The sequence below is a fragment of the Pseudonocardia petroleophila genome, assembly GCF_014235185.1.
Taxonomy (GTDB): Bacteria; Actinomycetota; Actinomycetes; order Mycobacteriales; family Pseudonocardiaceae; genus Pseudonocardia; species Pseudonocardia petroleophila.
Map to the genome: position 1 here is coordinate 4,362,554 of NZ_CP060131.1, position 12,015 is coordinate 4,374,568.

Consider the following 12,015-nt stretch of genomic DNA (forward strand, 5'->3'; position numbering starts at 1 on the left):
AATGACCTAAACACACATTATTCGGCCGTTGTACGTCACTGGTCAACCCTCCTAGGTTTCCCCCGTGTTGCTGCAGATGCGGGGCATCGTCAAGGACTTCCCGGGGGTCCGCGCGCTCGACGGCGTCGACCTCGACGTCGCCGCGGGCGAGGTCCACTGCCTGCTGGGCCAGAACGGCGCGGGCAAGTCGACGCTGATCAAGGTGCTCGCCGGTGCCCACCGGCCCGACGCGGGCGAGGTGCGCTGGGCGGGGGAGCCCGTCTCCTTCGGCTCCCCGCAGGCCGCCGACGCCGCCGGGATCGCCACCATCCACCAGGAGCTCGACCTCGTGCCGGGGCTCAGCGTCGCGGAGAACATCGTGCTCGGCCACGAGCCGGCGCGGCTGGGCTTCACCCGCCCCCGCGACGCCGAGGACGCCGCCCGCGCGCTGCTGCGCCGCCTCGGGCACCCGGAGATCCCGCCGCGCCGCGAGCTGGGCCGGCTGCCCGCCGCGGGCCAGCAGGTCGTCAGCATGGCCCGCGCGCTCGCCCGCGACGCCCGGCTGATTGTCATGGACGAGCCGTCGGCCGTGCTCGACCCGCACGAGGTCGAGAACCTGTTCCGGGTCATCCGCGAGCTGACCGCCGACGGCGTCGCCGTCGTCTACATCTCCCACCGCCTCGCCGAGATCCGCGAGATCGGCGACCGCGTGACCGTCCTCAAGGACGGGCGCACCGTCGCCCGCGACCTCCCGGCCCGCACCACCCCGACCGCCGAGGTCATCCGCCTGATGACCGGCCGCTCCAGCGAGCACGTGTTCCCGCCGCGCACGGGGGAGGCCCCCGGGGACACCGTCCTGGAGGTCGACGGGCTGGCCCGCGGCGGGGAGTTCGCGGGGGTCTCGTTCACCGTCCGCGCGGGCGAGGTGCTGGGGCTGGCCGGGCTGGTCGGGTCGGGGCGCTCGGAGATCCTCGAGACCGTCTACGGCGCCCGCCGCGCCGACGCAGGCACCGTGCGCGTCCACGGCCGGACGCTGCGCCGCGGCTCGGTGCCCGGCGCCGTGCGGGCCGGGGTCGGGCTGTGCCCCGAGGAGCGCAAGAGCCAGGGACTGCTGCTCGGCGAGCCGGTGTACCGCAACGTGACGCTGCCCGCGATGGGCCGCTTCGCCCGCGGCGGGTTCGTGCGCGAGCAGGCCGAGCTGACCGCGGCCACGGAGGTCACCGAGCAGCTCGACGTGCGCCCCGCCGACGCGCGGCGGGTCGTCCGCACGCTGTCGGGCGGCAACCAGCAGAAGGTCGTGCTCGCCCGCTGGCTGCTGCGCGGCTGCACGGTGCTGCTGCTCGACGAGCCCACCCGCGGCGTCGACGTCGGGGCGCGCAGCGAGATCTACGCACTGGTCCGGCAGCTCGCCGCGAGCGGGGTGGCCGTGGTGCTGGTGTCCAGCGAGGTGCCGGAGGTGCTCGGTCTCGCCGACCGGGTGCTGGTCGTCCGGGAGGGCGCGGTCGTCCACGAGGCGCCCGCCGACGAGCTCGACGAGGGCCGGGTCCTGGACCTGGTGATGGAGGGGACGGCACATGCCTGACCAGAAGATGGCCGCGCCACCCGTCGAGCGGGTGGCGGGGGGCCCGTCGGCGGTGGCCCGGGTGCTCGACAGCGGGGCCGGTCGCAACCTCGGCCTGGTGGCGGTGCTCGTGCTGCTGTGCGTGGTCGGGGTGTCCACCGCCGACACGTTCGCCACCACCTCGAACCTGCTGACGATCCTCACCTCGGCGTCGATCATCGGCGTGATCACCGTCGGGGTCACGTTCGTGATCATCGGCGGAGGCATCGACCTGTCCGTCGGCAAGGTGATGGCCCTGGCCTCGGTGTGGGCCACCACCGTCGCGACCCAGTCCTTCGGCCCGTGGGTCATGGTCTTCTGCGCGCTCGCGGTCGGGGCGGGCGCGGGGCTGGTCAACGGGCTGCTCATCGCCTACGGGCGCATCGTCCCGTTCATCGTCACGCTGGCGATGCTCATCACGGCCCAGGGCCTCGCGGAACGGATCTCCGCGCGGCGCAGCCAGATCGTGGTCGATCCGGTCATCGCCGGGATCGCCACCACCCGCGTGCTCGGCATCCCGCTGCTGGTCTACATCTTCGCCGCGGTGGTGGCGGTGGGCTGGGTGCTGCTCAACCGCACGACGTTCGGCCGCCGCACGTTCGCCATCGGCGGCAACCCCGAGGCGGCCCGCCTCGCCGGCCTCGACGTGAAGCGCCACACCATCGCGCTCTACGTCCTGTCCGGGCTCTGCTGCGGTATCGCCGCGATCATGATCGCCTCGCTGACGACGACCGGGTCGAGCACCCACGGCACCCTCTACGAGCTCGACGCCATCGCCGCGGTGATCATCGGCGGCACGCTCCTCACGGGCGGCCGCGGCACCCTGATCGGCTCGATCCTCGGCGTGCTGGTGTTCACGACGATCACCAACCTGTTCGTCCTGAACAACCTGGCGACCGAGGTCCAGAACATCGCCAAGGGCGTGATCATCGTCGTCGCCGTCCTGATCCAGACCCGCGCGCAGCGCTCGTCCCCCTGAATCCCTTCCCGCACACAGGAGTGCCCACCATGTCTGACTCGTCCGGTCTCGCGCGCCGCGGTTTCCTCGTCGGCGCCCTCGGGGTGGGGGCGGCCCTCACCGCCGCCTGCACCAGCAACGCCGCCCCGGCCGCCGCGGGCGGGGGCGCCAACGTCGCCGCCGCGGCGGGCGACAACGCCGAACCCGGCACGCCCGTCACCATCGGCTTCTCCGCCCCGGCCGCCGACCACGGCTGGATCGCCGCCATCGCCGCGAACGCGCAGGCCCAGGCCGGCCAGTACAGCGACGTCACGCTGGAGGCGGTCAACCCGACCAACGACATCACCCAGCAGATCGCCGCCGTCGAGACGCTGATCAACCAGGGCGTCGACGCGCTGGTCATCCTGCCCAACGACGGCAGCCAGCTCACCTCGCTGGGCCGCCGCGCGATGGACGCGGGCATCCCCGTGATCAACCTGGACCGCATCTTCGACTCGCCGCTGGCCTACCGCACCTGGATCGGCGGCGACAACTACGGCATGGGCGTCTCGGCGGGCACCTACATCGGCACCCGCCTGCGCGACGCGGGCGTCGCGAACCCGGTGATCGGCGAGATCGCCGGCATCGACAACCTGCCGCTGACCCAGGCCCGCAGCCAGGGCTTCTCCGACGCGCTGGCGTCGTTCGGGTTCGCCGTCGGCCCGCGCCAGGCGGCCGACTTCACCGCGCAGGGCGGGCAGCGCGTCGCGGCCAACCTGCTCCAGGCCGCCCCGCAGCTCGACGCCGTGTGGAACCACGACGACGACCAGGGCATCGGCGTCCTCGCCGCGATCACCCAGGCCGGGCGCAGCGAGTTCTTCATGGTGGGCGGCGCGGGCTCGGCCAACGCCATGCGCGAGATCCAGGCCGACACCTCGGTGCTCAAGGCCACGGTCACCTACAGCCCCACGATGGCGTCCTCGGCGATGGCGCTGGCGCGGCTCGTCGCGCAGAACCGGGGGATGGGCGACCTCGTGGAGAAGGAGGTCCCGACGTCGATCACGCTGGCCTCGGCCACGATCACCAAGGAGAACGTCGACACCTACCTGCCACTGGGCTTCGAATCGTGACGCCCGGTGTCGGGGCACTGGGAGTCGGGATGGTCGGCCACGCCTTCATGGGGGCCGCCCACTCCCAGGCGTGGCGCACGGCCGGCCGCTTCTTCGACCTCCCGCTGGCCCCGGACATGGCGGTCCTGTGCGGCCGCGACGCCGCGACGACCCGGGCCGCGGCCGACCGGCTGGGCTGGCGCGACGTCGAGACCGACTGGAAGCAGCTGCTGACCCGCGACGACGTGCAGCTCGTCGACGTCTGCGCGCCCGGTGACGTGCACGCGGAGATCGCGGTCGCGGCGCTCGAGGCGGGCAAGCACGTGCTGTGCGAGAAGCCGCTGGCCAACACCGTCGAGGAGGCGCGCGCGATGGTCGCCGCCGCCGAGCGGGCGCAGGCGTCCGGGGTGCGGTCGATGGTCGGCTTCAACTACCGCCGCGTGCCCGCGGTGACGCTGGCCAGGCGGCTGGTCGAGCAGGGCCGGATCGGGGAGGTCCGGCACGTCCGCGCGACCTACCTGCAGGACTGGATCGTCGACCCGCAGGCGCCGCTGGTGTGGCGCCTGCAGGCCGAGCGCGCCGGATCGGGGGCACTCGGCGACATCGGCGCGCACGTCGTCGACCTCGCGCAGTACGTCACCGGCGACCGCCTCACCGGCGTCTGCGGGCTCACCGAGACCTTCGTCCGGGAGCGCCCGCTGCCGTCGGGGCAGGGCCGAGGACCGGTCACCGTCGACGACGCGGCGCTGTTCCTGGGCCGCTTCGCCTCGGGGGCGGTGGCGAGCTTCGAGGCCACCCGCTTCGCGACCGGGCGCAAGAACCAGATCCGCCTCGAGGTCAACGGCAGCGCGGGCTCGGTCGCGTTCGACTTCGAGCAGATGAACGAGCTGCAGTTCCTCGACGGCGGCGACGACCCCGAGGTCGCCGGGTTCCGGCGGATCCTGGTCACCGAGCCCGTGCACCCGTACGCGGGGGCCTGGTGGCCGCCCGGCCACGGGCTGGGCTACGAGCACACGTTCACCCACGAGATCGTCGACCTGGTGCGCGACGTGGCGGCGGGGACCGACCCCGTCCCGTCGTTCGCCGACGGGCTGGGCGTCCAGCTCGTGCTCGACGCCGTCGCGCGCTCGGCCGAGGCCGGGAGCCAGTGGAAGGAGATCGACCGATGAGACCGGTCACGCTGTTCACGGGCCAGTGGGCGGACCTGCCGTTCGAGGAGGTCGCGCGCCTGGCCGGGGAGTGGGGCTACGACGGCCTGGAGATCGCCTGCTGGGGCGACCACTTCGACGTCTGGGCCGCCGTCGAGGACGAGGGCTACGTGCAGGGGCGCCGCGACATCCTGGACAAGCACGGGCTGCAGGTGTTCGCGATCTCCAACCACCTCACCGGCCAGGCCGTCTGCGACGACCCGATCGACGCCCGGCACGAGGCGATCCTGCCGCCGCGGGTGTGGGGCGACGGGGAGCCCGAGGGCGTGCGGCAGCGCGCGGCCGAGGCAATGCAGATGACCGCCCGCGCCGCGGCGAAGCTCGGCGTCGACACCGTCGTCGGGTTCACCGGGTCGAGCATCTGGAAGACCGTGGCGATGTTCCCGCCGGTGCCGCAGTCGATGGTCGACGCGGGCTACCGCGACTTCGCCGACCGCTGGAACCCGATCCTCGACGTGTTCGACGAGGTCGGGGTGCGGTTCGCCCACGAGGTGCACCCCAGCGAGATCGCCTACGACTACTGGACGACGGTCGCCGCGCTGGAGGCCGTCGACCGCCGTCCGGCGTTCGGGCTGAACTGGGACCCCAGCCACTTCGTCTGGCAGGACCTCGACCCGGTCGGGTTCCTGTGGGACTTCGCCGACCGGATCTACCACGTCGACTGCAAGGACGCGAAGCGCCAGGTCGGCAACGGGCGCAACGGCCGGATGGGCTCGCACCTGCCCTGGGCCGACCCGCGGCGCGGCTGGGACTTCGTCTCGACCGGGCACGGCGACGTGCCGTGGGAGGCGTGCTTCCGGATGCTCAACACGATCGGCTACTCCGGCCCGATCTCGGTCGAGTGGGAGGACGCGGGCATGGACCGCCTCGTCGGGGCCCCGGAGGCGCTGGCGTTCGTGCGGAGCCAGGCGTTCGACCCGCCGTCGGCGGCGTTCGACGCCGCGTTCTCCCAGAAGTAGCGGTGATTGCTCAGACAACTAGTGTGGGGGCATGACGGACCTCGCCCCGCACGGGCTGCACCACGTCACCGCGATCGCCTCCGACCCGCAGGCCAACGTCGACTTCTACACGGCCGTCCTCGGCCTGCGGCTGGTCAAGCAGACGGTCAACTTCGACGCCCCCGACGTCTACCACCTGTACTACGGCGACGAGACCGGTTCGCCGTCGTCGATCCTCACGTTCTTCCCCTGGCGCGGCGTGCCCGCCGGGCGGCAGGGCAGCGGGCTGACGACGGCGACCGCGTTCAGCGTGCCGCCGGAGTCGCTGGGCTGGTGGCAGAGCCGGGTCGCCGGGCTCGGGATCGCGCACGAGGGCCCGCGCACCCGTGACGGCGAGGAGGTGCTGACCTTCCGCGACCCGGACGGCCTCGTCATCGACGTCGTCGCCGCACCGGGCGACACCCGCTCGGGCTGGGACGGCGTCGCCGACGTGCCCGCCGAGCACGCGGTGCGCGGCCTGCACTCGGTCACGCTGTCCGAGCGGCTGCCCGACCCCACCGTCGAGCTGCTGACCGGGCTGCTCGGGATGAGCGCGGCGGGCGAGGACGGCGACCGCGCCCGGTTCGCGATGGCCGGGGGCGGGGCGGGCGCGGTGCTCGACGTCGCGGGCGACCGCGGGCCGGAGGGGCGCCAGGCCGGCGGCACCGTGCACCACGTCGCGTTCCGGGTCGCGGACCGGGCGACGCAGGCCGCCTGGCGCGCGGAGCTGGTCGAGGCCGGGATGCAGGTCACCGAGATCCTCGACCGGCAGTACTTCACCTCCATCTACTTCCGCGAGCCCGGCGGCGTGCTGTTCGAGATCGCCACCGACGAGCCCGGGTTCGCGATCGACGAGCCGCTGCTGGAGCTGGGCCGCGCGCTGAAGCTGCCGCCGTGGCTGGAGCCGACGCGCGAGCAGATCGCCGCGTCGCTGCCCACCCTGCGGGTGCCGTCGTGACCTTCGAGCACGTCCGGCTCCCGGGTGCCGGCACCCCGTTGCTCCTGCTGCACGGCACCGGCGGCGACGAGCACGACCTGCTCCCGCTGCGCGACCACCTCGCTCCGGGCGCTCCCGTCCTCTCCCCGCGCGGGCGGGTGTCGGAGAACGGGGCCAACCGGTTCTTCCGCCGCCTCGCCGAGGGCGTGCTCGACGAGGACGACCTGCGGGCCCGCGTCGACGAGCTGGCCGACTTCGTGCTCGGCGTCGACGCCGGGCCGTGGGTCGCGGCCGGGTTCTCCAACGGGGCCAACACCGCCTCGGCGCTGCTGTTCCGACGCCCCGAGGTGCTCTCGGCGGCGGTGCTGCTGGCGGCGATGGTGCCCTTCCGCGACGGACCCGGCTCCGTCGACCTCACCGGGAAGCGGGTCGCCGTGTCCAACGGCCGCCGCGACCCGCTGGTGTCCGCGGCCGAGACGGCCACCCTGGTGGCGCAGCTGCGCGGGTGCGGGGCCGAGGTCGAGGAGTTCCCGCACGACGGCGGGCACGGGATCGATGCGGCCGTCCTTCCCGAGCTGAAGGCCTTCCTGGACCGCTAACCTCGCGGGATGGCGCGCTACTTCGATGTGCATCCCGTCGACCCGCAGCGGCGGTCGATCACCCAGGTCGCCGACCTCGTCCGCGACGGCGGGCTGATCGCCTACCCGACCGACTCCTGCTTCGCGCTGGGCTGCCAGCTCGGCAACGGCAAGGGGCTCGACCGGATCCGCGAGATCCGGCACCTCGACGACCGGCACCACTTCACGCTGGTGTGCGCCGACTTCGCGCAGCTCGGCCAGTTCGTGCAGGTCAGCAACGCGGTGTTCCGGTCGGTGAAGGCGGCGACGCCGGGCCAGTACACGTTCATCCTGCCCGCCACCAAGGAGGTGCCGCGCCGGCTGCTGCACCCGAAGAAGAAGACCGTCGGGGTGCGGATCCCGGACCACGTCGTCACCCAGGCGCTGCTGGCCGAGCTCGGGGAGCCGCTGCTGTCCTCGACCCTGCTGCTCCCCGACCAGGACGAGCCGATGACGCAGGGCTGGGACATCAAGGAGCGCCTCGACCACGTCGTCGACGCCGTCATCGACTCGGGGGAGTGCGGCACCGAGCCGACCACCGTCGTCGACCTGTCCGGTGACGAGCCGGAGATCGTGCGCGTCGGCGCGGGGGACCCGTCCCGCTTCGCGTAGGGGGCGGGGATCAGCCGACGCGCCCGAGCAGCTCGGGGTCGATGACCGGCTGCTCGGCCAGCACCACCGGGGTGAGCTCCTCGGGGGTCGCCGGGCGGCCGATCAGGTGCCCCTGCACGAGGTCGCAGCCCAGCCGGCGCAGCTCGCGCAGCTGACCCGGCCGCTCGACGCCCTCGGCGACGGTCCGCAGCCCGAGGTGGCGGGTCAGCTCGAACAGCCCGACGAGGAACCGCTTCCGCTGCACGTCGTGGTCGATGTCGGCCACGAAGAACCGGTCGATCTTCACGGTGTCGACGGGGGTGCTGGACAGCCGGGCCAGTGTCGAGAAGCCGGTGCCGAAGTCGTCGAGGGCGAGCCGGACGCCGGAGGCCCGCAGCGCGTTCATCACGTCGACCGCGGTGTCCGGGCGGGTGGTCATCCCGCTCTCGGTGATCTCCAGCGCGAGCTGCCCCGCGGCCAGCCCGTGCCGGTCGAACAGCGCCGCGATCCGGTCGGGCAGGCCCACGTCGGTCAGCTCGGAGGGGTTGACGTTGACCGCGACCCGCAGCCTGCGGTGCCCGAGCGCGCGGTTCCACGCGCCCAGCTGGGTGCACGCCTGGTCGAGCATCAGCGCGGTGAGGTGCTCGGAGAGCCCGGCGCGCGCGGAGATCGGCACGAACGTCGCCGGCGGGATCTCGTCGCCGTCGTGGGTCCACCGCGCCAGCGCCTCGAAGGCCCCGATCCGGCCGGTCACCGGGTCGACGACCGGCTGGTAGACCGCCTGGACCCGGCCCTGCTCCAGCGCCGTGGCGAACGCGCGCTGCAGCGCGGGCTCGTCGCGGCCGCGCTCCAGGTCGAGCGACGGCGAGTGCACGAGGATCCCGCCGCCCCGCCCCGCCTCCTTCACCGCGTACATCGCGACGTCGGCGCGGTGCAGCAGGGTGGCCGCGTGCTCGGCGCCCGGCGGGTCGACGCCGGGCTCGACCGAGGCCACACCGATGCTCGCCGACACCGACACCGTGCGTCCGCGGATCTGGAACGGGGCCGCGAAGGAGTCGAGCAGGTGCTGCGCGACGGTCGCGGCGTCGTGCTCGAAGCGCGTCCCCTGCTCGACGAGCACCGCGAACTCGTCGCCGCCCAGGCGGGCCAGGGTGTCCGACGCCCGGAGGGTCGCGCGCAGGCGCTCGGCGACGCCGACCAGCAGGAGGTCGCCCATCGCGTGGCCGAGGCCGTCGTTGACCGCCTTGAACCCGTCGAGGTCGAGGAACACCACCGACACCGGTCGGCGGTCGCGGGTGGACAGGTCGAGGGCGTGGCCGAGGCGGTCCAGGAACAGCGCCCGGTTGGCCAGCCCGGTGAGCCCGTCGCGGAAGGCCAGCTCGTGCAGCTGGGCCTCCCGCTCCTGCACGGTGCGGGCGAGCGTCATGTTGTCGCGCACGGTGACGTACTGGCGGGACAGCACCAGCCCGACCAGCACGACGATAATCCCGACGGCGACCGGGTCCAGTCCCGTCCCGGTCGCCGACTCGACCGCCGCGACGAGCACGACGGCCGACAGCGGCAGGTAGGGCAGCAGGCTCGCCGGGGCGACGGTCCGGACCGCGGGGGGCCGCGGGCTGCTCGACCGCGGCCCCGTCACCAGCGATCCCGCGGTGGCGAGCAGCAGGAACGCGGCCCACCACCCCCAGTCGACGGCCGAGCCGGACAGGTAGGTGCCCGCCGCCGTCGCGTAGGAGAACAGGACGTCGGAGACCGCCATCGCGACCATCGAGAGCCCGAGCAGGGCCCACAGCAGCGGCTTCTCCCGGGTCTGGGCCAGCGACAGGACGGTGACGGTGAGCAGCACGACGTCGAGGACCGGGTAGGTCAGCGCCACCGACGCCTCGACGAGCGTCCGGCCCGCGGCGAGCGGGTCGATCACGGCGAACCAGGCGAGCAGCGCCAGCGCGCAGCCGACGGTGAGCGCGTCGAGCAGCCGGCGCGGGCCCGCCCAGCCCGCGCGCGGGGAGAGCAGCGCGAGGCCGACCAGCGCGCAGACCGGGAAGCCGAGGTAGCCGAGGTCGGCCACCGACGGGAACGGGGTCGTGATGCCGAGGGACTCCAGCGCCGTCCAGGCGACCTGCCCGCCGCCCCAGGAGCCGGCCGCGGCCGCCAGCGCGGCCCAGCCCCGGCGGGAGCGCCCGCGCGAGCGCCGCGCGGCCCGCACGCACCCCGCGACCGCCGCGGCCGCGAACGCGAGCACGCCGAGGTTCGCCGCCCACTGCTGCGCCGCGCCGTCCACGGCGGTCGTGATCCCCGCCAGGATCAGGAACGCGGTGACGGCGGCGACCCCCGTGCCGGGCACCAGTGCGCGCAGCGACGATGCGGTGGGGAGCGGGGAGACGGTCACGGCTGTGCCTCGGTCACGGCTGTGCCTTCGGTGGCCGAGGGCGTTCCGTTGAGGTCACCGGGCCCACGGTGCGACACGCGGCACCGATCCTGAGGTCGGCGGCACCGGGATCACCCGGGAGGGTGGTCCGGCCACCGGTCGCGCGCGGGTCAGCGGCTCTGCAGCGCGTCGAGGGCCACGGCCATCGACGCCGCCACGCGGAAGTCCAGCCGGGGGTCCAGGACGGTGACGTCGTAGCGGTCGCGGATAGAGCGCTGCCGCTCGCTGGTGAGCACGGGCGCGCCGGTGACGGAGTCGACGAAGTCGAAGTGGAAGACGAACGGCACCCAGATGTCTCCCAGGTACGGGATCGCGGTCCAGACCCGGCGCAGGATCGCGACGACGGGACGGCGCTCCTGTCCGCGGGCGTCGAGGCCCGGCCCTCCGAGCGTCCAGGTGGAGCGCAGCAGGCTGGCCCCGAACTCCTTGCGGAAGTACCCGATCGGCTGCCCGGACTCGTCGAACACGTCGTGCTCGGCGCGGACGTCGAGGCGCTGGCGGGCCCGGAAGGAGAACACCCGACGCTGCTTCGTCTCGTCGGTGAAGAAGGTGACCTCCTCCTTCAGCTTCATCCGCTTCTGCTCGGCGAACGCCATCAGCTGCCCCTCGGTGCCGTCCGGGTTCGCGGCGAACACGAGGTACCGGTTGACCATCAGCGTGACCTTCTGGCGGACGAAGAACCGGGGGACCTGCATCGTCATGCGGGGGAGTGTGGCAGGTCGCGCAGCCGCAGCCCGGAGCGGAACCGGCGGGCCGTGCCGGTGACCGGGTCGGTGAAGGCGAGCTCGGCGGCGAGCAGCTGCAGGGGGCGGGTGAAGTCGTCGAGCGGCTGCTCGCGGACCACGGGGTAGAAGTCGTCGTCGAGGATCGGGACGCCGAGGGAGGCCATGTGCAGCCGCAGCTGGTGGGTGCGCCCGGTCCGCGGGGTCAGCCGGTAGCGGGCCAGGCCACCGCGCTGCTCCACCAGCTCGACGAGCGTCTCGGCGTTGGGCGGGCCGTCGACCTCGCGGGCCTGGAGCACCCCGCGCTCCTTGACGATCCGGCTGCGGACGGTCCGCGGCAGCTCCAGGTCCGGGTCGTGCGGCGCGACGGCCTCGTAGACCTTGTGGACGCGGCGGTCCCGGAACAGCGTCTGGTACGCCCCGCGCCGCTCCCGGTGCACGACGAACATGACCAGCCCGGCCGTCCCGCGGTCGAGCCGGTGCGCGGGGCTGAGCTCGGGCAGGTCGAGGTCGCGGCGCAGGCGCACCAGTGCGGTCTCGGCGACGTGCTGCCCCCGCGGGATCGTGGCCAGGAAGTGCGGCTTGTCGACGACGAGCAGGTCGTCGTCGCGGTGCACGATCCCGATCGGGAACGGGACCGGCGTCTCCTCGGGCAGGTCGCGGTGGAACCACAGGTAGGTGCCGGGGCGGAAGGGCGCCGCGAGGTCGAGCGGGCCGTCGGCGTCGACGATCCGGCCCTGCTCCAGCATCTCCTCGACCCGCTCCGGGGCGACGCGGGGGAGCCGCTCGACGAGGTGGTCGCGCATCGTCGCCCACGGGGTGTCCCCGACGTCGGGCGTGCGGAGGCGGACCGGGTCGAGACCCAGCCGCAGGGGGAGGGGGGAGGCCGGCCGCTTCCTCATGGCTGCTT

11 protein-coding genes are annotated in these 12,015 nt (G+C 73.7%); 8 read left to right on the forward strand and 3 right to left on the reverse strand.

Features of this window, described 5'->3' with window-relative positions; all coding sequences use genetic code 11:
* Nucleotides 1-76 precede the first annotated feature (76 nt).
* Genes H6H00_RS21570 through H6H00_RS21605 form a run of 8 tightly spaced genes read left to right on the forward strand, consistent with a single transcriptional unit; the run spans nucleotide 77 to nucleotide 7,976 of the window.
* Nucleotides 77-1,561 (forward strand): sugar ABC transporter ATP-binding protein, encoded by a 1,485-nt coding sequence (locus tag H6H00_RS21570; RefSeq protein WP_185722620.1) that lies wholly within the window; start codon nucleotides 77-79, stop codon nucleotides 1,559-1,561.
* Complete coding sequence (locus H6H00_RS21575; RefSeq protein WP_255425301.1) at nucleotides 1,554-2,558, forward strand: ABC transporter permease; 1,005 nt, start codon at nucleotides 1,554-1,556, stop codon at nucleotides 2,556-2,558. The genes H6H00_RS21570 and H6H00_RS21575 overlap by 8 nt, the downstream gene beginning before the upstream one ends.
* A gap of 29 nt (nucleotides 2,559-2,587) precedes the next feature.
* On the forward strand, nucleotides 2,588-3,646 hold the full coding sequence (locus H6H00_RS21580) for a substrate-binding domain-containing protein (RefSeq protein ID WP_185717545.1): 1,059 nt from the start codon (nucleotides 2,588-2,590) through the stop codon (nucleotides 3,644-3,646).
* A gap of 29 nt (nucleotides 3,647-3,675) precedes the next feature.
* A complete protein-coding gene (locus H6H00_RS21585; protein WP_185722623.1) occupies nucleotides 3,676-4,794 on the forward strand; it encodes a Gfo/Idh/MocA family protein in 1,119 nt (372 codons plus the stop codon).
* Nucleotides 4,791-5,792 (forward strand): sugar phosphate isomerase/epimerase family protein, encoded by a 1,002-nt coding sequence (locus H6H00_RS21590; protein WP_185717546.1) that lies wholly within the window; start codon nucleotides 4,791-4,793, stop codon nucleotides 5,790-5,792. The genes H6H00_RS21585 and H6H00_RS21590 overlap by 4 nt, the downstream gene beginning before the upstream one ends.
* A 31-nt stretch (nucleotides 5,793-5,823) precedes the next feature.
* Entirely contained in the window at nucleotides 5,824-6,768 is a 945-nt protein-coding gene (locus H6H00_RS21595) for a ring-cleaving dioxygenase (protein WP_185717547.1), read from the forward strand.
* Nucleotides 6,765-7,346, forward strand: coding sequence for an alpha/beta hydrolase (locus H6H00_RS21600; protein WP_185717548.1), 582 nt, complete (start codon nucleotides 6,765-6,767; stop codon nucleotides 7,344-7,346). The genes H6H00_RS21595 and H6H00_RS21600 overlap by 4 nt, the downstream gene beginning before the upstream one ends.
* 9 nt (nucleotides 7,347-7,355) lie before the next feature.
* Nucleotides 7,356-7,976, forward strand: coding sequence for an L-threonylcarbamoyladenylate synthase (locus tag H6H00_RS21605; protein ID WP_185717549.1), 621 nt, complete (start codon nucleotides 7,356-7,358; stop codon nucleotides 7,974-7,976).
* 10 nt (nucleotides 7,977-7,986) lie between these two features.
* Here the strand turns inward: H6H00_RS21605 and H6H00_RS21610 are convergent, their stop codons facing one another.
* The 3 genes from H6H00_RS21610 to H6H00_RS21620 all read right to left on the reverse strand — a co-directional run bounded on the left by H6H00_RS21610 (nucleotide 7,987) and on the right by H6H00_RS21620 (nucleotide 12,007).
* Nucleotides 7,987-10,344, reverse strand: coding sequence for a putative bifunctional diguanylate cyclase/phosphodiesterase (locus H6H00_RS21610; RefSeq protein ID WP_185717550.1), 2,358 nt, complete (start codon nucleotides 10,342-10,344; stop codon nucleotides 7,987-7,989).
* Nucleotides 10,345-10,493: 149 nt separating this feature from the next.
* On the reverse strand, nucleotides 10,494-11,084 hold the full coding sequence (locus H6H00_RS21615) for an LURP-one-related family protein (RefSeq protein WP_185717551.1): 591 nt from the start codon (nucleotides 11,082-11,084) through the stop codon (nucleotides 10,494-10,496).
* Nucleotides 11,081-12,007 (reverse strand): RluA family pseudouridine synthase, encoded by a 927-nt coding sequence (locus H6H00_RS21620; RefSeq protein WP_185717552.1) that lies wholly within the window; start codon nucleotides 12,005-12,007, stop codon nucleotides 11,081-11,083. The genes H6H00_RS21615 and H6H00_RS21620 overlap by 4 nt, the downstream gene beginning before the upstream one ends.
* Nucleotides 12,008-12,015 lie beyond the last annotated feature (8 nt).